The sequence below is a fragment of the Rathayibacter sp. PhB1 genome, from assembly GCF_004362935.1.
Classification (GTDB): domain Bacteria; phylum Actinomycetota; class Actinomycetes; order Actinomycetales; family Microbacteriaceae; genus Rathayibacter; species Rathayibacter festucae.
The window spans coordinates 17,484-42,416 of the sequence record NZ_SNYD01000010.1 but is presented as its reverse complement, the minus strand read 5'-3'; the positions used below and the strand labels follow the sequence as shown (position 1 = coordinate 42,416).

Here is a 24,933-nt window from a genome sequence, read left to right as displayed (position 1 = left end):
CGCGCACGACGGAGCCGTCGGTGCGCGGAGGAGGGGTGGTGCCGGCTCAGCCCGCGGCGGGCGCGCGCGAGTTCGAGAGCCGCCAGGTGCCCAGACGCCAGGCACCGCTGAGGCGGTGCAGGGGCGTGGACTCGGGCACGGCGGGACTCCTCGGGCGGGGCGGGGCAGCGGCGGACGGCCGCGGGCGACGGATCAGGGGGACCGTCTCCGAAGGACCCTATGCGGCCCCTGCGCGCCCCGACGAACCGACGACGGAAGGTTTACGCGCCCGAAACCTGGCGAAACGAGTCGGTGATCCGCCGCCGCATAGTGTCGACGGGCACGGGAAAAACGACAGGCGGGGCTCCTCGTCATCGCGACATTCCCGATCCTGCTGTCGCGATCACGGAAGAGGCACCGCCATGACCACCCCCGCCACCACCACGCCCGCTGTCGGCGTCTACCTCGCCGGCTTCGAGGTCTTCGCACCCGACGGGCCGGCCATCGCCGAGCGGATGCGCGCCACCTGCCGCCGCTACGGGCTCGAGCCGATCTCGCCGCTGGACAAGGGCGCCGACGCCGACCAGGCCGAGGCCGACCAGGGACCCGCGCTCGAGGGCGAGGCGCTCGCGGATCTGATCTACGCGAACAACATCGCGATGATCGAGCGCGCCGACGCGATCCTCGCCAACCTCAACCACTTCCGCGGCCCGGACCCCGACGCGGGCACCTGCTTCGAGGTCGGCTACGCGGTCGCGCGCGGCAAGGCCAGCTACGTCTACGCCTCCGACGGGGCGACCGCGGTCGAGCGCACCCGCGACTTCTTCGGACCGGTCACCCCCGACGGCGCCGGCGGCTTCACCGACGCGGACGGCTTCACGGTCGAGAACTTCGGCGCGCCGTTCAATCTGATGCTGTCCTCGTCGAGCACCGTCGTCCTCGGCGACTTCGAGGCGTGCGTCGCGCGGCTCGCAGCGGACGCGGCGGCGGGGCACCTGCTGAAGCGGGCGGCGGTCGCGAGCACCGGGGCGTGAGCGTCGGGAGCATCGCCGAGCTGCGCGCCGCACTCGCCGTCGGGGCCGTGTCGGCCGTCGAGGTCGCCGCCGATCGGCTCGCCGCGATCGCCGCGCAGTCGGGCACGGTCGTGGCGTGGGACGAGGAGGCGGTCCTCCGCGCCGCCGCCTCGGTCGACGAGCGCCGCCGGCGGGGCGAGCCGCTCGGGCCGCTCGCGGGCGTCCCGATCACGGTCAAGGACTCGTTCGACGTCGCCGGGCTCGACGGCAGCGTCGGCACCGCGGAGAGCGTGCACCGCTCCGTCGCGGACGCCCCGGCGGTCGCCGCGCTGCGGGCCGCCGACGCCGTGATCCTCGGCAAGACGGCGGTGCCGCCGTTCCTCGACTCGTTCGACACCGCGAGCGCGCTGCACGGCCGGGCGGTCAATCCGTGGGGCGCGCAGCTGACGGCGGGCGGCTCCTCCGGCGGGTCCGCCGCCGCGGTCGCGTCCGGCCTGTCCTGGGGCGACCTCGGCAGCGACCTGACCGGGTCGATCCGCGTGCCGGCCGCCTGGAACGGCGTCTGCGGGCACCGGCCGAGCAGCGGAGTGGTCTCCAAGCGCGGGCACCTGCCCTGGCCGGTCGGCACCCGGCTCGAGCCCTCCGCGTCCGCCGCCGGGCCGATCGCCCGGAGCGCCGACGACACCGCGGCGCTCTTCGCGGTGCTCGCCGGGTCGGTCTCCTCCGGACCGTGGCGGCTCGCGCTGCCCGAGCCGCGGTTCTCCCGGCTGAGCGAGCTGACCGTGGGGCTGTGGCTCGCGGAGGAGAGCGCGCCGGTCGACGACGAGACGGCGGCGGCGCTCGCCGCTCTCGCCGAGCGACTGCGCGCCGCCGGCGCGACGGTGGTCGATCTCGGGCCGTCCGTGCTCGGCACCGCGGAGGCCGAGGCGCTGTTCGACCGGCTGGTCCTGCACGAGATCAGCTACCCCGGCGGCTCCGGAGCCCCGGTGGCGCAGGTCTGGGCCGACTGGGACGAGCAGCTGCGGCTGCGCGCGGAGTGGGAGCGGGCCATCGCCGGGGTGGACGTCGTGCTCGCGCCGGTGGTGCCGTTCGCGGCGCCCGCGTTCCCGCTCGCCGAGGCCGACCGCCGGGCGATCGGCCGCTGGAGCTGCCGGGCGAACCTCGCCATGGGCCCGTCGACGGTGCTCCCGATCGGCCTCGGCGCGGTGTCCGGCCTGCCGCTGGCCGCGCAGCTGATCGGCGCGCACGGCGACGACCTCGCGACCCTCGGCGCGGCCCGGCTGCTGGCGGCCGAGGGCCTGGTGCCGCCGACGCTGCGGGCGCCCGAGACGGCCTGACCCGCCGTCCACCAGGCGGGACAAAGAGAAAACCCGACCCCAGAGGGGCCGGGTGGTATCCGGAAAGCATAGCCGAACGCCGCCTGCGGGCGGCGACGTGGCGCCGGATTGTCACCAACCGTCTGGTCGGGAGAGCCTGTCGATCCGCTCGGGAAGCTGCGAACTCCGAAGGTCGTGGTCGGTCAGCTCGTACCACCAGTGACTGCCCGCACCCTCGCCGGGTTCTCCCGCGAGCGCGCCGGCGCGGTAGGCGGGAGTGGGGTTGACCACCCCGACCGGCACGCGACGACGCGCTACGCGGATGGGGAACTCGAGATCGCTGTCGTTGCTGATGACGACGGCGGCGTCGACCGAGCGTTCCAGCACATCGATCAGGAGGTGCGAGGCGACGTTCACGTCGGATCCCTTCTCCTCCCGTCGGGCGATCGAGGCCATGAAGGTGGCTCCTGGGGCGTCGGCTCCGTCCCGGTCCCTGATCATCAGCGGCCAGGAGGGGGTGCTGAGGACCGGTCGCCCGCGTCGGTCCGGCGTCGCGAGTGGAGCGGTCGCCACCCGCGAGACGTAGCTCCCGAGAGCGAGGACGTCGATGGATCCATGCCGCTGCAGTGCACGGAGGTAGGTGTCCTGATCGCGTTGCCCCTGCGGATGAGAGGCCCCGCTGACGCGTGCGGTGCAGAAGACGATGCGCGTGCTCGATACCGCACCCCATCCCGCGCGGGGACCGTTGAGGAGGCTCGCGGCGAGCGCGCGAAGGTCGAGCCAGCGCCACCCCGTCGTGCCGCGGCCGCAGATCCGGCGCGCTCCGTAGTAGAGGTTGAACCCATCGATGTAGACGCCCACTCGCATGGACGGACGATAGACGCGTCGATGTCCGACCGCAGTCCGGTGGCGCCTGATCCGCGCCGCGCTTCACCCGCGCCGCTTCACCATCCGCCAATTCACGAGCTCCACGCCCGCGCGCACCGGGTGCTGCTCGGCGACCGCGACGAAGCCGTGGTGCGCGAAGAAGGGGCGCGCGGTGATGCTCACGTCCGCCGACAGCTCCGGCGCAGCCGGCGCCTGCGACTCTGCCTCGGCGAGCAAGCGGCTCGCGACGCCGCGGCGGAGGAAGCGCGGGGCGACGAACATCATGTCGATCCAGCCGTCGGCGCTGACGTCCGAGAAGCCGGCGAGCTCGCCGTCGATGATCGCGACGAAGGCGTTCCGCGTCAGCATCGCGGAATGCCAGGTCGGCACGTCGCGCTCTCCGGCCCAGGCGCGGATCTGCTCGGGGGAGTAGTCGGCGGCGGCCGTCTCGGTGACGGCGGCGAGGAAGACGGCCAGGGTTCCGGCGGCGTCGGACTCGGTGTAGGGGCGGATCGCGATCGGAGGCACCTCGACACCCTCCGCGCGAGATGCCACTTATGAGCTCGACACGCCGTGGAATCGCGTCATAACTGGCATCTCGCGAGGAGGGGGGGGTCAGCGCCCCAGCACCCGTGCGTACACGCGGAGGTAGTCGTCGACCATCCGCTCGACGGCGAAGCGGCGGACGGCCGTCTCGCGGACCCGCGCGCGGTCGAGCCGGCGGGCGCGCGGCACCGCGGCGACCGCCTCCGCCGCCGAGTCGACGACGAAGCCGCTCACGCCCTCGTCGACGATCTCGGGCATCGATCCGCGCCGGTACGCGATCACGGGGGTGCCGCAGGCCATCGCCTCGACCACCGAGAGGCCGAACGGCTCGTCGAAGCCGATCGGGTGCAGCATCGCGACCGCCGAGCCGAGCAGCGCCGCGCGCTCGGCCGGCCCGACGGAGCCGGCGTAGACGACCCGGTCGCCGTCGACGTGCGGCTCGACCTCCTCGCGCCAGTAGCGCTCGTCCTGCACGATGCCCGCGATCACGAGGCGCAGGCCCGCGTCGGCGGCGATGCGCACCGCCTCCGCCGTTCCCTTGTCGGGGTGGATGCGGCCGAGGACCACCAGGTCGTCGGAGCCGGGCTGCGCCGAGAACGGCAGCTCCGACAGGTCGATCCCGTGGTGCACCGTGGCGACGTAGTCGAGCTCGGGCGAGCGGTCGCTCTCCGAGATCGACACCAGGTTCGCGGTCAGCGGGTGCCGCAGCGCCTCGCGGTACGCGGGCAGGATGCCCGGGCCGGAGAAGCCGTGCACCGTCGTCACCAGCGGCACCGGCCACTGCGCGGCGAGCGCGAGCGGCAGCCAGTCGAGGTGGTTGTGCACGAGGTCGAACTCCCGCGAGCGGGCGAGCGCCTGCGCGATGTGCAGCGACTCCTGGACCCGCCCGTCGGCGCCGGACTCGGCGTAGCCCACCGGCACGACGCTCGCGAGCCGGCCGGCGGTCGCGGAGTCGCCGGTCGCGAACAGCGTCACGTCCACCCCGCGGCGCACCAGGCCCTCGGTGAGCAGGCTCGCCACCCGCTCCCACGGCCCGTAGTGCCGCGGCGGGGTGCGCCAGGCGACGGGCGCGAGCATCCCGACGCGCAGGCCCGCGACTCCCGGCACGCCCGTCACGCCGCGGCCGCCTGCGCGAGCTCCGCGCGGCGGACGACGAGCGAGGTGTGCAGGGCCGCGATGGTCGACTCCGCGCCCCGGTTCTCGTTGCGGCCGGTCGGCGTCAGGCCGTCGTAGCCGGCGCCGGTGACCGGATCGATCATCACGGTCCCGGAGTCGTTCACCCCGCGGAACCAGGCCCAGCACGCGGCCAGGCCGTCGCGCCAGAGCGGGTCCTCCTCGATCGTCAGCGCGCGGGCGCAGGCGGCCGCGAGCGCCGCGACCTCGATCGGCTGCTGGTCGAAGAGCGCGCCGGTCTCGCCGGGGCCGCGGCCCGCGACTCCGCAGACCGAGAGGCCGTTCTCGCCGGACTCGAGCGCGAGCAGGAACGCCAGCTGGTGGAAGCCTCGCGTGAGCAGCACGGGGTCGCCGAGCGCCGCGCCGGCCGCGAGCAGCGCCTCCGGGAGACAGCCGTTCGCGTAGCGCAGCCGCGGCTCGGGCCAGGGCCAGTCGGCCTCGGCCGCGTGGTGCAGCAGCGCCGAGCCGTCCGCGACGAGCTGCGCGGCGGCGGCGCTCTCGGGATGCGCCTCGAGCACCTCGACCGCGCCGAGTACAGCGGAGGTCATCGCGCGCAGGTGCGGGGAGCGCCGGGCGGCGAGGCGCTGGAACAGACGCATCCCGCGGTGCCGGCTGAGCGGCAGCTCCGCTCGCGCCGCGACGACGCCGGCGGCCCAGACGGCGCGGCCCCACCAGTCGCCGAGCGACGGCTCTTCCGGGGAGTCGCCCTCGGCCGAGACGCGGTTCCGCACCGTGCCGTCCGCGGCACTCGCGCGCTCGAGGAAGCGCAGGTACTGCTCGGTCAGCCGCCGCGTCACCTCGGACTGCTCCGGCTCCTGCGCCACCACGATCAGCGCGCGCGCCACGTCGTCGACGCAGTAGCCGTGCTCGCGCCGCGGCACGTCGAGCAGCGCGTGCTCGAAGAGCCCGCCCGCGTCGGTGAGCGCGTCGAGGTGGGAGTAGGGGAGTGCGGTCGAGAGGACCGGCGCCGTGCCGTCCGCTCGGGAGGTCACGCCGCGCGCTCCACCCGGAGGCGCTCGACCAGGTCCAGGTAGCGGCCGGCCGCGGCGGGCCAGGACAGCGCCTCCGAGGACAGTGTCGACGAGGGCAGTGCCGACGAGGGCAGCGCGGTGGTGTCGGGCGCGGTGACAGCGGCCCCGGCGAGCACCTCCCGCAGCGCGTCGGCCATCGCCGCCGGGTCCTCGTGCGCGACGGTGCGGCCGCGCGGCGCGGTCAGCAGCTCGAGCGCGTGCGGGAACGCGGTCGCGACGACGGGGCGCCCCGCGGCGAGCGCCTCCACCAGCACGCCGGAGGTGACCTGGTTGCGGGAGTCGTAGGGGAGCAGCACCGCGTCGGCCTCCGCGACCGCGGCGGCGAGCTGGGCCGGGTCGAGGTAGCGGCCGTCGAGGACGACCCGGTCGCCGAGACCGAGCTCGGCGACGAGCGCGGCGAGCGACTCGCGGTACGCCTCCCCGTGCGAGGCGACGACCTTCGGGTGCGTCTGCCCGAACACCGTGTAGCGGGCGTCGACGCCGGCGTCGCGGAGGAGCGCCGTGGCGCGGATCCCCCACTCGATGCCCTTGCCGGGGCCGATCAGGCCCCAGGTGATGATCTGCGGGGTGTCGCCGGAGTCGGCGCGCGGCGCGGTGCGCTCGGCGCCCCACGTCCAGACCGGCACGCCGTGGGCGATGACGCCGACCTTGCGGGTCTCGACGGAGTAGCGGCGCTCGAGGATCTCGGCGGCGACGGCCGTCATCACTACGACCGCGTCGGCGAGGGCGGCGACCCGCTCCAGCACCGAGCGCTGCGAGTCGCTGGGCGTCTCGAGGACGGTGTGCAGGACGACGATCGCCGGGACCGTGAGCTGCTCCATCAGCGCGAGGACCTCGTCGCCGTCCGGACCGCCGTAGATGCCGTACTCGTGCTGGATCACGGCGACGTCGCTGCGGCTCAGCTCCGCCGCGGCGTGCGCGATGCTCGCCGGGTCGCCCGCGACGAGCTCGGCGACGACACTCCGGCCGACGGCCGAGCCGGGGACGGCGAGCTCGTCCATCACCCGGACGGTGCGGATCGTCGCGCCGTGCTCCGCAGCAAGCGCGTCGCCGAGCGACTGGGAGAAGGTGGCGAGGCCGCAGCGGGTCGGCGGGAAGGTCGAGAGCATCCCGACGACGGCGCCGCCGCCGTGCGCGAAGGGGAGGTGCTGCGTGGGGGTGAGGGGGTGCGCCATGCTGACTCCAGCCGCGGTCGTGCGGCCTCGGGGGAGCGACCGCGAACGGGCGAGGCGACTGCCGGCCGGCACCCCTCGCGGGATCGCGGCAACCGGATCCGGTCCATCGCCGGCGGACCGGTCCTGAGTGACGTCACCCTAGAGGGGGTGGATGAACATCCGGGGTCGACTTCGTTCTCCGGCCATCGAGATGCCACTTGTGCACGCCTTTCACGGCGTGTCGCGTGCACAAGTGGCATCTCGCGGCGGGGGTCAGACCCGCGTGGGCGTCAGGGCGGTGGCCACCAGGGCGGCGCAGAGGAGGGCGATCGCCGTCAGAACCGCGGCGACGCCGAGCGGCGCGGCCAGGAGGGGGGTCGCCAGCACCGCGAGGGCGGCGGGCAGGACGAGGGCGGCGCGGAGCGGGCGACCCTCGGCGAGGGGCAGGTGCACGGCCCACAGCATCACCAGGAAGGCGGCGACCGGCACGGCGACCGCGGCGCCGATCACGGTGTCGCTCGCCTCCAGGTGCCCGGCCGTCGCCGCGACCGCCGACTCGAGGCCGGCGCCCAGGCCGCCGAGCGCCGCGAAGATCACGAAGTGCGCGTACCCCCAGCGGAAGGAGAGGTCGCGCCGCCGCTCGAGCAGCTCGCCCGAGGGGTGCAGGAACGACAGCCACCACAGCGCGAAGACGATCACCAGCGCGCAGGCCGCGACGATCACGAGCGAGAGGCTCACGCCCGACTCCGTCACCGCCTGCTGCACCCCGGTCACGGCCGCGAGCACGCCCTCGCCGAGCAGGATGATCGTGAACAGCCCGTAGCGCTCGGCGATGTGGTGCGGATGCCAGCTCGACTCGCCCGCCCGCAGCGCCCAGAGCGGCACCGCCAGCTCGAGCGCCGCCAAGACGACGAAGCTCACCACTCCGTACTGCTCCGGCAGCAGGAGCCGCAGCAGCCAGCCGACCTGCACGAGCGAGAACCCGCCCGCGCTGCGCAGCGCCGAGACCCGCTGGCTCGGCGTCGACACGGCGACCCGCAGCCACTGGCTCACCAGCGCGAACCGCATGATCGCGTAGCCGACCGTGATCGCCGTGAAGTCGCCCTCCTCGAACGCCGTCGGCACCCCCGCCGCGAGCACGAGCACCCCGCCCATCTGCGCGAGCGTGAGCAGGCGGTAGGGCACGTCGTCGGTGTCGTAGCCGGAGGCGAACCAGGTGAAGTTCATCCAGGCCCACCAGATCGCGAAGAACACCATCGCGAAGGGGAGGACCGTCTCGCCGAGGTGTCCCTCCTCCGTCGCGTGCGCGAGCTGCGCGGCGATCTGCGCGATCGCGACGACGAAGGTCAGGTCCACGAGCAGCTCGAGCGGCGACGACACCCGGTGCGGCTCGTCGACGGCGCGCGGGCGCATCCGGACGCGGAGGAGGGTCATGCGCTCATCCTGCACCCGCCGTCGCGCTCGTGCCGGCGGTGCGGGAGGCGACGCTCGATCCGCTCGACCCGGTGCCCACCGCCGTGCTCGACCTCCCGCTGTTCGTCGGCGCCTGCGCCCGCGCCGTGGTCGGACTGCGGTGGGCGGCCTGGACGGCTGCCGAGGCGGCCGGTGCCTGCTCCGCAGGACGCTTGCTGCACAACATCAGCTGAGAGCGGGGGGCGTCCCCCCAGGAGGGAGGGACCCCCTCCTCAGCTGATGTTGTGCGGCGACCCGCCCGCTTCACGAGAAGAGGCCGTCGCAGGGGCTCTGTCACCAGCGCAGTGACACGGGCAGATATTCGGAGAACGATCATTCTCCATTCGCTTGCATCGACCTCGCGGCTCGTCTACCTTGATCGTCAAGCAACCCGATGCTGATTGATCTGCTGCGTGCCGACATGCTCACCCGAGGGCAGGCACGTCCCCTCATCATCACTCTCCTCCGGCGACCCGAATCGCTTGCGGAGGGACTTCGGCGCGCCTCCCCTCCCCGAAACACCCGAAGACTGAGGATCCTGGCCTTGATCGCGCACTCCGCGGGCACTCTGCCCGCTGAGCCGCCGACCCCTGCGCGGAGCACCCCGCCGCGCAGGGGCGACGAGCTCGGCACACCCCTGCCCGCCCCCTTCATCACCCGCTCCGCGGCCTCGACCGAGGCGATGCCGATCGGCTACGCCCCGACCCGCGAGCGGTCCTGGGCGCGGACTCCGGCCCGCACCGAGCCGGCCGCCCCCGCCGTCCCGGCCACCCCGCCGGCCCGCGAGGGACGGCACACCTCGAAGCCCGTCGGCCGCCTGGTCGCCGTCCTCCCCGCGCACAACGAGGAGGAGGGGATCGCCGCCGCGATCCTCGGCCTGCAGACGCAGACCTCGCCGCCGGACCGGATCGTCGTCGTCACCGACAACTGCACCGACCGGACCGCCGAGATCGCGATCGCGCACGGCGCCGAGGTCTTCGCCACCACCGGCAACACGGCAAAGAAGGCCGGCGCCCTGAACCAGTTCCTCGGGGTCCTGCTGCTCGAGCTCGAGGACGAGGACCTCGTCCTGGTGCAGGACGCCGACTCCGCGCTCGACCCGGACTTCCTCGCGATCGCCCGCCTGAAGATCGGCATCGCGCGGATCGGCGCCGTCGGCGGCGTCTTCCGCGGCACCCCCGGGGGCGGGCTGGTCGGCCACCTCCAGCGCAACGAGTACGCCCGCTACGCCCGCGACGTCCGCCGCCTGAACGGCAAGTGCCTCGTCGTCACCGGGACGGCCGCGGTGCTGCGCGGCGCGCTGCTGCGCGAGATCAGCCGTGCCCGGCGCGACGGGCGCATCCCCGCAGGCGACGGTCGCGGCGGCATCTACGACACGACGGTCCTGACGGAGGACAACGAGCTCACCTTCGCCATCAAGCACCTCGGCTACGAGGTGCTGAGCCCGGCCGGCTGCACGCTCGTCACCGAGATCATGCCGACCTGGCGCGAGCTCTGGAACCAGCGGCTGCGCTGGAAGCGCGGCGCCGTCGAGAACTGCGTCCAGTACGGACTCACCCGCGTCACCTGGCCCTACTGGGGCCGCCAGCTGCTGACCATGGCCGGCTGCTTCGTGACCTACGTCTACCTCGCGACCGTCGTGTACGCGCTGGTGATGGGCGGGCTCTCGATCCAGCCGTTCTGGCTCGCCGTCACCCTGATCTTCGTCGTCGAGCGCGTCGTCACCGTCCGCGACCGGGGCTGGCGGCACATGCTGCTCGCCGGTCTGATGTACGAGCTGTTCCTCGATCTGTTTCTGCAGATCGTCCACACCAAGGCCTACCTGGACGCGCTGACACGACGTCAGCGCGCCTGGTGATCGAAGGAGAAACCCATGTACAACAACCTCTCGTCCTCCGCCGGAGCCGGGCTGGGCGCCGGCGCGCTCGCCGCGACCGGTTTCGACTCGCTCTGGTGGGGGCTCGCGGCGTTCGCGCTCATCGCGGCCGGCACCGCGGTGATGCGGATCGTGCCCCGACGCCGCGGGGAGCACAGCTGACGGGCGGCCGCCCGGATCAGCGCACGACGGCGGCGGTCGCCGCGGAGGTGCGCACCGCACTCGTCCAGCCGGTCTTCGTGCCGGTGACCGAGACGGTGATCCGGGCGCCGACCACCGAGGTCGTCGGGACGTAGGCCGCCGACGTCGCGCCGGAGATCGCGGTGCCGCCCGCCCGCCACTGGTACTTCAGGGCGACCGGGGCCGGTCCCCAGGTCCCCGCCTTCGCGGTGAGGGTCGAACCGACCTTCGCTGTCCCCGTGATCGTCGGAGTCGGCGCGGTCAGCGTCCCCTTGGCCACGACCGCGGTGCTCGGCGCGGTGCGGCTCTCGGTCGGGTAGCCGGCCTTCGTGCCCGTGACCGTGACGGAGACCCGCTTGCCGACGGTGCCGCTGGTCGGGGTGTAGGCCGGGAAGGTCGCCCCGCTCAGGGCGACGCCGTCGGCGCTCCACTGATAGGCGAGCGCGACCGGCGCGGGCGTCCAGGCGCCCGGCTGCGCGGTGAGGGTCGAGCCGACCTGCGGCGTGCCCGTGATCGACGGAGTGGCGGCGCCGAGTGCGGCCGTCGCCTCGGACCGGTAGACGGCCACGTGATCGACGCTCATCGTGCCGCCCGACGTCTTCGGGGCGCCCGCGCTGTCGCAGCCGCACACCCCGTCGGGCAGGCCCCCGCCGATGGCGAGGTTCAGGATGAGGAAGTAGTCGTTGCCGATGGCGGCGTTCCACGCCTCCTCGGTCATGCCCTCCTGCTCGACGGTGTGCCGCACCTCGCCGTCGACCAGGAACTGCAGCCGCTCCTGCCCTGCGACCCGCCGGTCGACCAGTGCGGAGTAGGTGTGGAAGGCGGTCAGGCAGCCCGCGCAGTCCTGCAGCCCGCTCGTGAGGCCGTACGGCTCGTCGCACTCGCCCGCATCGACGAGGTCGCAGTGGAAGGTCTGGATGACCTGCGAGGTGCCGTTGACCGCCTCGAGGATGTCGATCTCGCCCGTCCGCGGCCAGTCGATCGCGCCGTTCTCGTCGAGGCCGAGCGCCCAGAACGCCGGCCAGTAGCCGGTCGCCTGCGCGGGGGCCGGCTGGCGGATCGACGCGGTCATCAGCAGCTGGCCGCCGGCCGGGGCGGCGAAGGACTTGTCACGCGTGATGATTCGGCCCGACGTCCAGGCCCCCGCCTGATCCCTCAGTGCGCGGACGGCGAGGTTCCCGGCGCCGTCGAGGAACACGTTGGCCGTGGAGTCGGTGGTGCGGTCGACGGCGCCGGTGCCCCAGGTGCCGAGCTCGTGGATCCACGCCGGACCGACGGGACCGCCAGCGGCGCCGTCGAAGTCGTCGGCGAAGACCGTCGTCCAGCCGTCCGCGGCGGCGGGAGCCGCCAGGGCGACGGCGGCGGCGGAAGCGGGGGCTCCGCTCTCCGCGGCGTCGGCCGGAGCGTCGCCCACGCCGCTGAGGAGCGGCACGGTCAGGGCGAGCGCTGCCAGCGCGGCGAGGCGGGTTCTGATGCGGCGCACGGCGACCTCCACGGGTTCTGCGGAGCGAGGTGCTCCCGATCGCGTCGGTCGTCAGGCTAGGAGCGGGGGTGGTGCGCGGGTCCCTCCCGGGTCGGGGTGCAACGCACGCAGGAATCCTCGGCTGCCGGCCCGCCTACGATGGTCCGGATGACGATCGACAGGGCGACCGCCACCTCCGAGCGCGGAACGACTCCGCCCGGAAGCGACCGCTCCGTCCTCGCCCGCCGCGCTGTCCTCCTCCGCCGGGTCGGCCTCGGCCTCGCCCTGGTCGCGGCCGCCGCGCTCCTCCGCGTCCTGTCGCCCGACGCCGCCGGCGACGTCCTCTCCGACGCCGTCCGCGACTTCCTCACCCTGGCGATCAGCGTCGTCATCGAGTCGCTGCCGTTCGTCTTCCTCGGCATCGTGCTCTCGATCGCGGTGCAGCTCTGGGTGCCGGAGGCGGTGCTGCTGAGGATCCTGCCGAAGCGCGCCCTGCCGCGGCGCCTGGTGATCTCGCTGCTCGGCGTGCTGCTGCCGGTCTGCGAGTGCGGCAACGTGCCGCTCGCGCGCGGGCTGATCGTGAAGGGGCTGTCCGTCTCGGAGTCGATGACCTTCCTGCTCGCGGCGCCGATCGTGAATCCGATCACCATCGTCACGACCTATCAGGCGTTCGGCTGGGCCGACGGGATCCTGGTCTGGCGCATCGTCGGCGGCTTCGTGATCGCGAACCTGGTCGGCTGGATCTTCAGCCGGCACACCGACCCGATGGCGCTGCTGACCCCGCGGTTCCGCGCGGCCTGCGAGGCGGGCGAGCGGCCCTCCCGCACCGTCCGCGCCAAGGCCCGCCGCAGCGTGCTGCTCTTCGCGGAGGAGACCGGCGCGATGCTGCCGGCCCTGTTCGTCGGCGCCGCGATCGCCGGACTGATCCAGGTCGGCGTCTCGCGCGACGTGCTGACCACCCTCGGCGGCGACCCGCTCTGGTCGGTGCTCGCGCTGATGGTGCTCGCCTTCGTGATCTCGATCTGCTCCAACGTCGACGCGTTCTTCGTCCTCTCCTTCGGCTCGACGTTCCTGCCCGGCGGCATCATCGCCTTCCTCGTCTTCGGCCCGATGATCGACATCAAGATGCTCGCGCTGCTGCGCACCACCTTCTCCGCGCGCACCCTCGTGCGGATCACCGCGCTGGTCGGCCTCTGCGCCGCGGTCCTCGGCCTGGCGGTGAACCATGCGCTCTGAGCGCCTGCTCGCCCGCTGGAAGGGCGTCGTCCTCAGCCTGATCGGCGTCGTCTCGACGCTCTGGCTCGCGGCGACCGGCCGGCTCGGCCTCTACATCCACCCGCGCTACTTCGAGTTCTCGGTGATCCTCGCGGCGGTCGCGGCGGTGCTGCTGATCTGCGCGTTCGCGATCGTGCCGGGGGCGGAGGAGGACGACGGGCGTGCGGAGGACCACCTTCACGAGCACGCCCCGCGCCGCCGCTGGCGGGCCGGCCTCGCCGCGCTCGGGAGCCTCGCGGTGATCGCCTGCGCCGCCGTCGCGCTGCTCGTCGTGCCGCCCGCCGCGCTGACCGCCTCGACCGCGACCCAGCGCGAGGTCAACACCAGCGCCGTCGACGCCTCGGTCACCGCGCAGGCGCCCACCGGCGACACCGCGTCCTTCACCGTCCGCGACTGGGCGACGCTCCTGCGCCAGGGCGCGAGCGAGCAGTTCCTGGCCGGGCGCACCGCGACGGTCAGCGGCTTCGTCACTCCCGACGCGAGCGACCCGGAGAACGTCTTCTACGTCGCCCGCTTCATCGTCACCTGCTGCGCCGTCGACGCGCAGCCGGTCGGCGTGCCGATCCACCAGCCGGGCTGGGCCGACACGTACACCGAGGGCGAGTGGCTGGAGGTGACCGGCGGCTTCGGCGCGAACCCGAGCGTCACCAGCGCCGAGGCGGTCGTCCTCGAGCCCGACGTCGTGACGCCGATCGACGAGCCGGCGATGCCGTATGTCTACTGAGCGCCGGGGCGGGGAGCGCGCGTTCTCCCGCGTCTTCTGGAGCGTCACCGCCGTCCTCGTCCTCGCCGTCGGCGGCCTCACCGCCGCCACGATCGCCAAGGGCCCGCGCGTCGCCTCGCTCGAGGTCAGCACCTCCGGCGTCGTCGAGCGCGACGGCGGCCGCGCCCGCGTGCACCTCGACCAGGCGATCGAGCCCGACGCCCTCGACCGCGTCCGCGTCACTCCGGAGACCCCGCACACGGCCGAGCTCGAGGGCGGCGTGCTCACCGTCACCTTCGACGACACCCTCCGCTACGTCACCGAGTACGAGATCGCCATCGACGGCGCGCAGGGCATCGCGACCGGCGCCGAGTCCGACCTCTCCGCCGCCTTCACCACCAAGGACCCCGACCTCTACACCCTCGACCGCACCGCCGAGGATCCCGCCCAGCCCGACGCGATCCGCGTCCGCCCGCTCTCCGGCGGCGACACCCGCGTCCTCTACACCGCCGACCGGATCCAGGACTACGCCGTCGTCGGCCCGGTGCTCGTCGTCGTGACCCTCGAGCCCGACGACACCACCCTCATCCGCACGCTGACCCTCGACACCGGCTCCGAGGGCGTCATCCCGCTGCCCGGCCCCGGCGTCGTCCGCGAGCTGCACGCCTCGCCCGAGAAGGGCGTGCTCGGCTGGACCTTCACCGGCTCCGCGCCCACCGGCCCGCTCGACCGCGCGCTCTACGCCTACGACCTCACCGACCAGAAGGCGGAGGCCGTGCCGATCACCGGCATCGACGGCGGCCCGCTGCGCGCGACCGACTGGATGTTCGTCCCCGGCACCACCTCCGTCGTCACCCACTCCCTCGACGACACCGTGCTGCTCGTCGACCTGCTCACCCCCGGCACCATCAGCCCGCTCGGCCAGCACGCCGAGCTGCGCGGCTTCGTCCCCGGAGCGAACCGGCTGGTCGTCGCCGACCCCGACTCCGGCTCCGTGATCGACCTCGCCGACGGCTCCGTCGAGACGCTCGCCCTGCCGCCCGCCGACGTCGGCCCGACCACCTCGCCGGTGCAGCTGCTGCTCCTGGACTCCGACAGCTACCTGGAGCTCGAGGCCGACTACTCGCCCGAGACCGGCACCGCCCAGTACTCCGTCGTCCGCGTCGACGCGAGCGGCACCACCGAGATCTTCCGCACCTCGCCGACCGGCCGGATCCGCGGCGTCTGCCTCTCGCCCAACGGCCAGTTCGCCGCCGTCGAGGCCGTCTCCGCCGAGGGCGTCCCCGACGACTACCCCGACGTCCCCGGCTTCAGCGCCACCTCCACCGTCCTCGTCGACCTCGGCACCGGCGACACCTCCCGCAGCGTCAACGGCGTCTCCCGCGACTGGTGCGCGTAGCCCCACCCTGCTGGCCGAGCAGCCCCGCAGGGCGGCCCTCCATGCTGGTCGAGTAGCCCCGGAGGGGCGTATCGAGACCCGCCGACGTCAGCAGGCCGGGTCTGCAGACTCCCGTTCCGGCGCCGGTGGATCTCGATACGCCCGCTCCGCGGGCTACTCGATCAGCATGAACCGCCCCTGCACCGGCGGCCCTCCGCGCTGGTCGAGCAGCTCCGCAGGGCGATGGGCGCAAGATACGGCAGCGCCGAATTCATGCTGGTCGAGTAGCCCCGGAGGGGCGTATCGAGACCCACCCTCGTCAGCAGGCCGGGTCTGCAGACTCACGTCCAGACGCCGGTGGATCTCGATACGCCCGCTCCGCGGGCTACTCGATCAGCATGGAGCGCCCCGACAGCCGCGCGTCCTTCCACCGCAGGTCCTTCCAGCGCAGCGCCGGCCGCTCGACCAGCCACCACGAGGCCACCGCGAGCAGGAGCGTCACCGCCACGACGAGCGCCAGATTCGCCGCCATCGGCAGGCGCCCCAGCACCTCGAGCACGAGCTGCTGCACCGGATAGCTCCACAGGTACAGCCCGTAGGAGAAGTCGCCGAACCGCGCCGCCCGCCGCAGCACCGGCAGCGACCCGGTGCCCACGACGATCACGAGCACCGGCAGCGCGACCCACAGCGCCACCTGCTGCAGCGGAGTCCCGGCCGCCAGGAGCAGCACCGCGAGCGCCACGACGCCGGCCGGCCAGCGCAGCCATCGAGCCGGCACCAGCAGCCGCACCGCCGCGGCCGCCGCGAAGAACGCGCACAGCTCCGCGGAGGACCCGAGCGCTCCGCCCAGCCCCGTCACCACCGCGAGCCCCACGAGCGCCAGTACCGCGAGCACCCCGCGAGCCAGCCCCCGCCCCGGCACCCACCGCAGGGCCAGCACCCCGAGGTAGCAGCAGAACTCCACCCCCAGCGTCCACAGCGAGCCGTTCACCGCCGGCCGCGCGTGCACCGCCGAGTCGAAGACGCCCGGCAGCTCGTACTGCGCCAGCAGCGGCACGTTGAGCGCATAGGCCCAGGTCTGCGGCGAGGAGAAGTACGCCCCGGCCGGCAGCGACGACACCAGCGGCCCGAGCACGAGCATGCTCACCGCGACCACGACGATCAGCGCCGGGAAGATCCGCAGCACCCGGTGCCAGAGGAACCGCCCCGCGCTCGGCGCGCGCTCCATGCTCCCCGCGATCAGGAATCCGCTGACGCAGAAGAACACCGAGACGCCGAGCGAGTGCACGGGCAGCCCGAGCAGCCGCGGCGCCGGCTCGCCGAGCAGCACGGCGCCGTGCCCGACGACGACCATCAGCGCGGCGACCAGCCGCAGGGCGTCGAAGTCGTTGCCGCGCGCAGTCACGCCCTCACCGTAGAGGGCGCGAGCGACACCGCGAGCCTCAGTCGAAGCGCATCCCCTCCGGCCGCGGCGGCAGCACGAACAGGATCAGCAGGAACACCGCGCCCGCGATCGGGATGAACAGCGCGAAGATCCACATCCCGCTGTAGTTCACATCGTGCAGCCGTCGCCAGATCAGCGCGAGCGAGGGCACCAGCGTGCCGAGCGCGATCGCCCCGGCCAGCACGGCCACCCACGGCGTCGCGAAGTCCAGCTCGCCCGAGCGGAACGGCGTGAACGACAGCTGCAGCCCCGGCTCCGAGCCGTCGATCAGCTGCAGCGCGAGGTTCAGCAGGGTCCCGGCGAGGATGATCCACCAGTACTCCGCGCGGCTCGCCCTGCCGCGGAAGCGCGCGTACTGCGAGAAGAAGCGCCGGACCGCGGCGAGCGGAGGAGCACCGTAGTACGGCTGCCCGGGGACGGGGATCGTGCTCTGACTCATGCGCTTCACGCTATCCCGCACTCGTCGGGCAGGTCGTCGTCCGCGGGGAGGAGACGCCTCGCTCTAGCGGACCGCCGCGGCCTGCTCGCGCCGCACCGCGGCCGACGAGCGCGCCTCCACGATCAGGCTCACCACGAGCCCGACCGCGATCATCACGATCGCCACCCACGGCAGCAGATCGAGTCCGCTCAGGTCGATGGTCAGCCCGCCGACGATCGCGCCGCCGCCGATGCCGATGTTGAACGCGGTCGTCTGCAGCGCTGCGGCGAGGCTGCGCAGCTGGAACGAGGAGGTGCGCAGCATCCGCGTCTGCAGCATCGCCGGGATGCCGCCGAACGCGATGTTCCAGACGATCGCCGCGACGACGATCGCGACCGTGGCCCGCGAGCCTGCGGCAAGCCCGAGCGCGACCAGCGCGAGCACCACGGCGATCGCCGCGACCACGAAGCCGGAGCGCGGGAAGCGGTCGGTCGCGAAGCCGGCGAGCACGAGGCCCACCGCGCCCGCGCCGCCGAACGCGAAGAGGAGGAGCGGCACGCTGTCAGGCGAGAACGACGCGTTCTCGAGCCACGGCGTGACGTAGGTCGAGAGCGTGTTCTGGCCGATCAGCACCAGCAGGATGACGACGCAGACGCCGATGATGCGCGGCAGGCTGCGGTCCTTGCGGGCGGGCAACCGGATCTCGCCGGTGCGCAGCGGGATGCTGTGATCGACCGCCGGCAGGAACTTCACGACGAGCAGCGCCAGCAGCAGCACGATCGCGCCGAGGATCGCGAACGTCGGACGCCAGCCGAACGCGTGGCCGAGCGCGGTGCCCACCGGCACGCCGAGGACGAAGGCCGCCGAGCCGCCGCCGGCCGTGATCGCGGTCGCCCGGCCGAGGTGCTCCGGAGCGACGAGGTGCGCCGAGTAGGCGGCGACGATCGCCCAGAACAGTCCGTGCGCGAGCCCGCCGAGGATGCGCGCGCCGACCAGCAGCGCGAACGTCGGGGCGAGCGCGGCCAGCACGTTCGCGACCGCGATCGTGCACAGCGCGACGAGGAGCAGGCTCTTCCGCGAGAACCGCTGCGTCACCAGCGTCAGCGGCGTCGTCGCGATGACGACGGTCGCCGCGAAGATCGTCACCAGCTGACCGGTCAGCGGGATGCTCACGCCGAGGTCCCGCGACATGTCCGGGATGAGGCCGGTCGGCAGGAACTCGCTGGTCACCGACACGAAGACGGCGCCGGCGAGCGTGAGCAGGCCGATCCAGGGGAAGGCTGCGGGGGAGGTCGTGCGGGTGCTGGAGCTGGTGCGCGGAGGGGTGTTCACGGTGTCCTGAGGGAGGAGGGGCGGGCGGCGACCATCAAGCCTCGCACGCCCCGGCCCCCCTCAGGTGTCCTGCGGGTTACTTCGCGACCGTGCTCACTTGACGACCGTCTTGGCCGCGCTGGTCTTGCTCAGCGTCGTGTAGCCCGCCTTCGTGCCGGTGACCGTCACCGTGATCGCCTTGCCCGCGTCCGCCGACACCGTCTTGTAGGTCGCCGACGTCGCGCCCGAGATCGCCGTGCCGCCGCGCTTCCACTGGTAGCTCAGCGTGACGGGCGCCGGCGACCAGGTGCCCGGCACCGCGGTGAGGGTCTGGCCGACCTTCGCGGTCCCGGTGATCGTCGGGGTCGCGCCGGTCAGCACGCCGCCGGTGACGAGCGCGGTGGTGGCGCTGGTCTTGGTGGCGGGGGAGTAGCCGGTCTTCGTGGAGGTGACGGAGACGGTGATCGTGGCGCCGGCGTCGGAGGCCTTGAGCACGTAGGTCTTCGCGGTGGCGCCGGAGATGTAGGTGCCGCCGTTCTTCTTCCACTGGTAGGTCAGCGTCGTGCCGGAGTCCCAGGTCCCCGAGTTCGCGGTGAGGGTCGAGCCGACCTTCGTCGTGCCGGTGATCGTCGGCGTCGGCATCAGCGTCTGCAGTGCCGCCTTCGCGGTGACCGCGGCGCTGGTCTTCGTGACCGCGGTGTAGCCGGACTTCGTGCCGGTGACCGCGACGGTGATCGCCGCTCCGGCGTCGGCCGCGACGAGCGTGTAGGTCGTCGCCGTGGCCCCGCTGATCGCGGTGCCGTTGCGCTGCCACTGGTAGGCGAGCGTGACGGGCGAGGGCGTCCAGGTCCCGGGGACCGCGGTCAGCTTCTGCCCGACGGTCGCGGTGCCGGTGATGGTCGGCGTGGCCCCGGTGATGACCGCGCCGTTGGTGACGGCCGCGGTCGTCGCGCTCGTCTTGGTCGCGGGGGAGTACCCGGTCTTCGTGCCGGTGACGCTCACGGTCAGCGTCGCTCCGGCGTCGGAGGCCTTGAGGACGTACGTCTTCGCGGTGGCGCCGGAGATGTACGTGCCGCCGTTCTTCTTCCACTGGTAGCTCAGCGTCACGCCGGAGTCCCATGCTCCCGGGTTCGCCGTGAGCGTCGATCCGACGGTGGTGCTGCCCGAGATGGTCGGCGTCGGCATGAGCGTCTGCAGCGGCAGCCCGACCTGGGTGGCCGAGCTGGTGCGGGTCGCGGTCGTGTACCCGTACTTCGTGCCGGTCACGCTGACGGTGAGCGCGGTCCCGGAGTCGGCCGACGTGACGACGTAGCTGCTGCCCGTGGCCCCCGCGATCGCGGTCCCGTTGCGCTTCCACTGGTACGCCAGCTCGACGGGCGCGGGACCCCAGTTGCCCGGGTTCGCGGTGAGCGTCCCGCCGATCGCGGCGGACCCGGTGACGGTCGGCACGGAGTTCGTGAGCGAGCCGGAGGTGACGGTGACGGCGGCACTGGTGCGCGCGGCCGTCGCGTAGCCGGCCTTGGTGCCGGTGACCTGCACGGTGATCGCGTTGTTGAGATCCCACTGCGAGACGACGTACTGAGGACCGGTCGCGTCGCTGATCGGGTCGCCGTTGCTCAGCCACTGGTAGGACAGGGCCACGGGTGACGGACCCCAGGTGCCGGGAACCGCGATGAGAGTGTCGCCGGCGGTCGCGGACCCGCTGATGGTCGGCGTCGGCGCGGTGAGGGTGCCGACGTTGGCGAGCGTCAGAACGAAGTCGCCCTTGTTGAAGTCGAAGTTGGACACCTGCAGGAAGTAGGTCTTACCGGCTTGCACGGCGAAGCTGGCGTTGGCCCGGTCGAAGGAGTAGTCGTACTCGCCCGTGCTGCCCGTCTCGGTGTACTGGTACGGGCAGGCCAGCATCGCTCCAGGAGTGACTCCATCGGACTCGTAGACCCCGAGATTCACGGGAGAGAAGCTGTCGCCGAGGTCCGCCTGGACGCTTCCGGTCGCGGGTGCGCGGTACTTGTACCAGACGGAGCCCATGAAGGGGTTGTAGTCACAGCCCGAGTAGGGCTCGTACCAGTTGTTGTCGATCTTCGAGGTCGACCCCTGGATCGTCGCGGGAACGCTCGAGATCACCGATGCCGACGAGTAGGTGGTGTTCGGGACGGCGGCGCTGGCGGAAAGGAAGAACTCGGCGTTCGCGGGCTCCCCGGTTTCGGTCGAGTAGTGGTCGACGCTGACCTGGAAGTAGTAGGTCTTCCCGGCCTCCGCCTGGACGAAGTTCCGTTCGCGGTATCCGACCTCGGTGCAGCTGATGCGGGCCGCGTCCGTGATCGGCCCATCGGCGAACGCGCTGACGATCGTCGATGAACCCCCGAAGGTCAGAGTCTGCCTTTTCGTCGAGACGTACTTGAACCAGGTCGAGCCGTATCCGTAGGTGAAGAACTCCGAGTAGTCGGGGTCGGTCGTGCGACAGGTGGAATCCTCGCCGTCGGAAAGCGTCGCGCCCGCGTAAGGGGCGACGGTCGAGAACGGCAGTGTCGTCACTGCGGTCGCGTTTTCGCGCAGGTCGTTCGCCGGCGGAGTCGCGGCGACCAGCGCTCGCGGCTCCACTGCCTGCGGTGCGGCCTGCCGGGCGGCCGGCGCGTCCGTGTGCCACTGACCGGAGGTCTCCGAGACCGGCGCGGCCGACGGTGCGGCTTCCGCCGCCACAGCCGCCGGAGCGACCAGCAGCCCGAAGCCGACCGCGAGGGCGGTGGCGAGGGCGAGGACCCGCGCGCGGGCGGGACGGTGTTCGGGCATGACGACTCCAGGGCGAGCGGCGAGCGGGTGGCAGTGCTGTGCCTGCGGGTCCCGAGCGCGGCTGCACCACGTTCGTCGAGGAGGCTCCTCAGTGTGATGAGATTCACAGGGAGCGGATACCACCCGTTCGGGGCGGTCTGGAGAGAACTACTCAGCCGGGGAACTGCTCTGGCGAGCCCCGGCCGCTACTGCAGCGGGTACGCGCGCCCGTTCACCAGCAGCGTGTCGCCCGCGGCGCTATCCGGCCCGAGGTGGTCCTCGAGCGACGCGGCGGCCGTGTCGGCGGCGGCGCCCTGGGCGGCCACTCCGGTCGAGAGCAGCAGGCCGCAGGCCAGCGCGGTGATCACGGTGGTGCGGTTGCTCGGCATGCGGTTCATCGGCGTCGTCCTTGGCGTCGTGGGGGTCGCCGCCCCCGGGGTGTGGGAGCGGTTTCAGAACGCTCCGAGCCTACGGCTCCGACCCGATGCGCCGCCTGGCACCTTTCTGGGGTTCCCCTGTGCACAGTGCAGTTGGCCAGTCAGGAGGCGCCGCGGTCACGGACGCGCGGAGATCGTCTCGAACGCTCGGCTCGTGCTGACGATCTGGTCTCGGAGGTCGGGCGAGAGCGAGCGGGCGACGAAGACGAGCGAGCGGCGGATGTTCTCGGGACGGCGGTCGAAGACGGACTCGTTGTGTGCCAGACGATTCCGGATATCACGCAGGTCCGTGAGGGCGTCGTGGATCTTCACGCGATCGGTCCCGGGCTGGTATGCCCGATTCAATGCCGGCACCCAGAGCGTCTTCTCGTGGAGCCCGTCCGAGAGGTAGGTCCAGAAGCCGAACATCAGTTCCGCGATGACCTTGCCGCGAGGCGTCGGTCCGCCAGTGGTGTACCTCGCGTACTTGCGGGCGGCCTTGATCGCGGAGCGCGGGGTCGCGTTCTTGTCCTGAGGCACACCGTGAGAGTCGAGAGCCAGGTGCACGGGCAGTAGTTGCTCATACGTCGCTTGCTCGATCCAGTCGCGGCCGTGAATCGCAGGGTGGGCGAGCAGCGCTCGGTCGTACGCGTTCCGCAGTCCTACCTCGAGGTGACCGAGGTCGTGGAGCAGCTCCGCCGACAGGCGCGCGTTCCACTCGTAGAAGGCGAGAGCGCGAGCGTGATCGCCCCCTGCTGCGCGCACGTATTTCGCGAAGCGCTCGACAGTGAGCCATTCGACGACCCACGGTCCAGCGCTGCTCGGCATCTTCCGCCCTCCCGGCGTACACTCGACGCATCGAGAGCCTTTGATGACCGATGCCGCTCCGGCGACAAGTCCCTCTGGCCACGACACGGGAACCCCGGTATCAGGCTACTGACCCGGGGTTTTCCTCTGCCCGCTCTGTCGCCCCGCGCTGCCGCGCGCACGCCCGCCGTAGGCTGGCCGGATGACGTCCCGGGTGCGCCTCCTGCTGGCCTCGTCGCATCCCGGGCCGACCGTCACCGTCACCGTGCTGGCGACCGTGCTCGCCGCGGCGTCCGGGCACGCACCGGGGATCGTCGTCCTCGTGGCGCTCGCCGTCCTCGCCGGGCAGCTCTCGATCGGGCTGGCGAACGACTGGATCGACGCCGACCGCGACCGCGCCGTCGGCCGCACCGACAAGCCCGTCGCGCTCGGCCGGATCAGCGTCGGCGAGGTCCGCGCCGCCGCACTCGGCACCGCCGCGGTCGCCGTCGTGCTCTCGCTCCTGCTCGGGCCGGTCGCCGCCGTCGCGCACCTCGTCCTCGTCGCCGCGGGCTGGGCCTACGACGCCGGACTCAAGCGCACCGCGTTCTCCGTCGTGCCGTTCCTCGTCGCCTTCGGGCTGCTCCCCGTCGTCTCCGTCGCGGCGGGCGGCGGGCAGCTGCCGGCCTGGTGGGCGGTCGCCACGGGCGCGGTCTTCGGCGTCGCGATCCACTGCACCAACGTGCTCCCCGACCTCGTCGACGACGCGGCGACCGGCGTCCGCGGCTTCCCGCACCGCCTCGGTCTGCGCCTCTCCGGCGTCGTCGCGTTCGGCTCGCTGATGCTCGGCGCGGTGCTCGTGCTGCTCGGCCAGGTCGTCGGCGACGACCCGGTCGGCGGCGCGGGAGTCGTCCTCGCCGTCGTCGCGACCGTCGCGGTCCTCGTCCTCGCGGCCGCCGGCATCCGCCTGGTGCTCACCGGCACGCCGACCCGCACGCTGTTCCGCCTGGTGATCGCCTCGTCGCTCGTCCTCGTCGTCGAGCTCGGGTTGGCGGGCGCGCGACTCGTCGCCTGAGCAGCCCCGTCAGCCCCAGCAGCCCGACCGCCGGCCCTACGACCACCGCATCGAGTACACCCGAGCCAGCAGGTCCGAGGTCGGCAGCGCCAGCAGCGCCCGCAGCAGTCCCTCGCGCCCGAGCAGCCCCGCGCCGCCGGTCGGCCGCCCCGCCGCCATGTTCAGCTCGGCCTGCCGCGCCGCGCGCCGGGCCACCCGCATCCGCCGCCGGGCGAACGCGGGGAACGGCCCCGCCGCACCGCTGCGCACCGCGTCCGCGAGCAGCGGCGCGAGCTCGGCCGCGTCCAGCCAGCCCAGGTTCATCCCCTGCCCGCCGATCGGACTGATCTCGTGCGCCGCATCCCCGATCAGCACCACCCGCCCGACGCCGATCCGCTCGGCCGCGCGCCGCCGCACCTGGAAGCCGCTGAGCATCGTGCAGGTCGCCGGGTCGGGCTCCGCGCCGGTCCGCGCCCGCACCACGGTGCTGAGCGCCAGGGCGGAGGCCGGATCGGGCGCCGCGTCCGGCCGCCACGCGGGCGCCACCAGATCGTCACCCGCGAGCGCCACGTAGCGCCGCCGCCCGCCCGGCAGCGGGAACGACTCGATCACGCCGTCCGGCCCGACGTCGACGAGCGCCGACGACGCCCGCGCGGCCGGCTCCGGGTCGGCGAAGTCGCCCATCACGTAGGAGTCGGGGTAGTCGCGGCCCCTGCTGCGGATCCCGAGCAGCTCGCGCACCGCGCTGCGCGCCCCGTCCGCGCCGACGACGAAGGCGGCGCGCACCGTCACCGGAGCGCCGTGCTCGTCCGCCCCGGTCGCGTCGACGTGGTCGCGCCCGCGGTCGAGCCCGGTCAGCGTGACACCCGAGCGCAGCGCATCCGGCGCCACCTCGCGAAGCCGCTCGCGCAGGATCGACTCGGTCCGGTGCTGATCGAGGGTGACCACGTACGGATGCGTGCGCGAGGCCCGCGCGAACGACAGCGCTCCGAGCACCCGGCGCCGGCTCACCGCGACGCCCTCGGCGACCCGGACGCCCTCGGCGAGGATCCGCTCGGTCGCACCGACCTCGGCCATCGCATCGAGCGAGGGCGGATGGATGCCGATCGCCCGCGACCCCGCGGGCACCGCGGTCCGCCGCTCCCACACCTGCACCTCGACCCCGCGCCGGGCGAGCAGCGCGCCGAGCAGCACGCCGACCGGTCCGCCGCCGACGACCAGCACGTCGGTCCGCTGCAGGCTCATCCCCCCATGCAAGCAGACGCGCGAGAGCGACAGGCCGGAGAAGAACGTCACCGCCCCGAAACAGCCCCGGCATCTGCGCTCCCTA

At 73.2% G+C, this 24,933-nt stretch carries 23 protein-coding genes; 9 read left to right on the top strand and 14 right to left on the bottom strand.

Translation table 11 applies throughout. The annotated features are described in order from the left end of the window. The first annotated feature begins 401 nt into the window (after positions 1-401). Positions 402-1,013, top strand: coding sequence for a nucleoside 2-deoxyribosyltransferase (locus EDF17_RS18805; RefSeq protein ID WP_123444464.1), 612 nt, complete (start codon positions 402-404; stop codon positions 1,011-1,013). Then, positions 1,010-2,329: an amidase family protein gene (locus EDF17_RS18800; RefSeq protein ID WP_166649747.1), complete on the top strand. Its 1,320-nt coding sequence runs from the start codon at positions 1,010-1,012 to the stop codon at positions 2,327-2,329. Before EDF17_RS18805 ends, EDF17_RS18800 begins: the two co-directional genes overlap by 4 nt. Before the next feature lie 111 nt (positions 2,330-2,440). On the opposite strand, the gene EDF17_RS18795 is transcribed toward EDF17_RS18800, so the two are convergent. From EDF17_RS18795 to EDF17_RS18770, 6 genes are all read right to left on the bottom strand, one after another. After that, the gene (locus EDF17_RS18795; RefSeq protein WP_123444466.1) at positions 2,441-3,175 is read right to left on the bottom strand and encodes an NYN domain-containing protein; all 735 of its coding nucleotides are present in this window, start codon (positions 3,173-3,175) and stop codon (positions 2,441-2,443) included. A 63-nt stretch (positions 3,176-3,238) separates the two neighbouring features. After that, positions 3,239-3,703 carry a GNAT family N-acetyltransferase gene (locus EDF17_RS18790; protein ID WP_123444467.1) on the bottom strand — a complete coding sequence of 155 codons (465 nt, stop codon included), beginning with the start codon at positions 3,701-3,703 and terminating at the stop codon, positions 3,239-3,241. A gap of 87 nt (positions 3,704-3,790) precedes the next feature. After that, entirely contained in the window at positions 3,791-4,837 is a 1,047-nt protein-coding gene (locus EDF17_RS18785; RefSeq protein WP_243732974.1) for a glycosyltransferase family 4 protein, read from the bottom strand. Continuing rightward, positions 4,834-5,886: a glycosyltransferase gene (locus EDF17_RS18780; RefSeq protein ID WP_123444468.1), complete on the bottom strand. Its 1,053-nt coding sequence runs from the start codon at positions 5,884-5,886 to the stop codon at positions 4,834-4,836. The genes EDF17_RS18785 and EDF17_RS18780 overlap by 4 nt, the downstream gene beginning before the upstream one ends. Continuing rightward, the gene (locus EDF17_RS18775) at positions 5,883-7,100 is read right to left on the bottom strand and encodes a glycosyltransferase (RefSeq protein ID WP_123444469.1); all 1,218 of its coding nucleotides are present in this window, start codon (positions 7,098-7,100) and stop codon (positions 5,883-5,885) included. Before EDF17_RS18775 ends, EDF17_RS18780 begins: the two co-directional genes overlap by 4 nt. Positions 7,101-7,352: 252 nt before the next feature. Continuing rightward, a complete protein-coding gene (locus EDF17_RS18770; RefSeq protein ID WP_208110657.1) occupies positions 7,353-8,513 on the bottom strand; it encodes a low temperature requirement protein A in 1,161 nt (386 codons plus the stop codon). 29 nt (positions 8,514-8,542) lie between these two features. Between EDF17_RS18770 and EDF17_RS18765 the strand changes: the two genes are divergently transcribed. The 3 genes from EDF17_RS18765 (at position 8,543) to EDF17_RS20035 (ending at position 10,569) form a co-directional block, all read left to right on the top strand. After that, on the top strand, positions 8,543-8,725 hold the full coding sequence (locus EDF17_RS18765; RefSeq protein ID WP_123444470.1) for a hypothetical protein: 183 nt from the start codon (positions 8,543-8,545) through the stop codon (positions 8,723-8,725). Positions 8,726-9,075: 350 nt separating this feature from the next. Beyond that, complete coding sequence (locus EDF17_RS18760; protein ID WP_243732973.1) at positions 9,076-10,389, top strand: glycosyltransferase family 2 protein; 1,314 nt, start codon at positions 9,076-9,078, stop codon at positions 10,387-10,389. A gap of 15 nt (positions 10,390-10,404) precedes the next feature. Next, positions 10,405-10,569 carry a hypothetical protein gene (locus EDF17_RS20035; RefSeq protein WP_164874589.1) on the top strand — a complete coding sequence of 55 codons (165 nt, stop codon included), beginning with the start codon at positions 10,405-10,407 and terminating at the stop codon, positions 10,567-10,569. 16 nt (positions 10,570-10,585) lie between these two features. On the opposite strand, the gene EDF17_RS18755 is transcribed toward EDF17_RS20035, so the two are convergent. Continuing rightward, positions 10,586-12,070, bottom strand: coding sequence for a family 16 glycosylhydrolase (locus EDF17_RS18755; RefSeq protein WP_166649746.1), 1,485 nt, complete (start codon positions 12,068-12,070; stop codon positions 10,586-10,588). 147 nt (positions 12,071-12,217) lie between these two features. Here EDF17_RS18755 and EDF17_RS18750 point away from each other — a divergent pair, with 147 nt between their 5' ends. From EDF17_RS18750 to EDF17_RS18740, 3 genes are read left to right on the top strand one after another with little or no spacing between them, the layout of a single operon-like run. Next, entirely contained in the window at positions 12,218-13,285 is a 1,068-nt protein-coding gene (locus EDF17_RS18750) for a permease (protein ID WP_123444472.1), read from the top strand. Then, positions 13,275-14,048, top strand: a complete 774-nt coding sequence (locus EDF17_RS18745; protein WP_123444473.1) for a TIGR03943 family protein — start codon at positions 13,275-13,277, stop codon at positions 14,046-14,048. The genes EDF17_RS18750 and EDF17_RS18745 overlap by 11 nt, the downstream gene beginning before the upstream one ends. Continuing rightward, positions 14,038-15,426: a hypothetical protein gene (locus tag EDF17_RS18740; protein WP_123444474.1), complete on the top strand. Its 1,389-nt coding sequence runs from the start codon at positions 14,038-14,040 to the stop codon at positions 15,424-15,426. Before EDF17_RS18745 ends, EDF17_RS18740 begins: the two co-directional genes overlap by 11 nt. Before the next feature lie 364 nt (positions 15,427-15,790). Here the strand turns inward: EDF17_RS18740 and EDF17_RS18735 are convergent, their stop codons facing one another. The 6 genes from EDF17_RS18735 to EDF17_RS18715 all read right to left on the bottom strand — a co-directional run bounded on the left by EDF17_RS18735 (position 15,791) and on the right by EDF17_RS18715 (position 22,591). After that, positions 15,791-16,810, bottom strand: a complete 1,020-nt coding sequence (locus tag EDF17_RS18735) for an acyltransferase (RefSeq protein ID WP_123444475.1) — start codon at positions 16,808-16,810, stop codon at positions 15,791-15,793. A 37-nt stretch (positions 16,811-16,847) separates the two neighbouring features. Next, positions 16,848-17,288 (bottom strand): DUF805 domain-containing protein, encoded by a 441-nt coding sequence (locus EDF17_RS18730; protein WP_133672160.1) that lies wholly within the window; start codon positions 17,286-17,288, stop codon positions 16,848-16,850. Between the two features lie 63 nt (positions 17,289-17,351). Then, positions 17,352-18,599, bottom strand: coding sequence for an MFS transporter (locus tag EDF17_RS18725; protein ID WP_123444477.1), 1,248 nt, complete (start codon positions 18,597-18,599; stop codon positions 17,352-17,354). A 93-nt stretch (positions 18,600-18,692) separates the two neighbouring features. Further along, positions 18,693-21,368: a hypothetical protein gene (locus tag EDF17_RS20030; RefSeq protein WP_166649745.1), complete on the bottom strand. Its 2,676-nt coding sequence runs from the start codon at positions 21,366-21,368 to the stop codon at positions 18,693-18,695. A gap of 185 nt (positions 21,369-21,553) precedes the next feature. Further along, entirely contained in the window at positions 21,554-21,745 is a 192-nt protein-coding gene (locus tag EDF17_RS18720) for a hypothetical protein (RefSeq protein WP_123444478.1), read from the bottom strand. A 156-nt stretch (positions 21,746-21,901) separates the two neighbouring features. Beyond that, the gene (locus EDF17_RS18715; protein WP_123444479.1) at positions 21,902-22,591 is read right to left on the bottom strand and encodes an Abi family protein; all 690 of its coding nucleotides are present in this window, start codon (positions 22,589-22,591) and stop codon (positions 21,902-21,904) included. A 181-nt stretch (positions 22,592-22,772) separates the two neighbouring features. Between EDF17_RS18715 and EDF17_RS18710 the strand changes: the two genes are divergently transcribed. Further along, positions 22,773-23,624 (top strand): UbiA family prenyltransferase, encoded by an 852-nt coding sequence (locus tag EDF17_RS18710; protein ID WP_123444480.1) that lies wholly within the window; start codon positions 22,773-22,775, stop codon positions 23,622-23,624. A 36-nt stretch (positions 23,625-23,660) separates the two neighbouring features. On the opposite strand, the gene EDF17_RS18705 is transcribed toward EDF17_RS18710, so the two are convergent. After that, positions 23,661-24,848 (bottom strand): NAD(P)/FAD-dependent oxidoreductase, encoded by a 1,188-nt coding sequence (locus tag EDF17_RS18705; protein WP_243732972.1) that lies wholly within the window; start codon positions 24,846-24,848, stop codon positions 23,661-23,663. Positions 24,849-24,933: the final 85 nt, after the last annotated feature.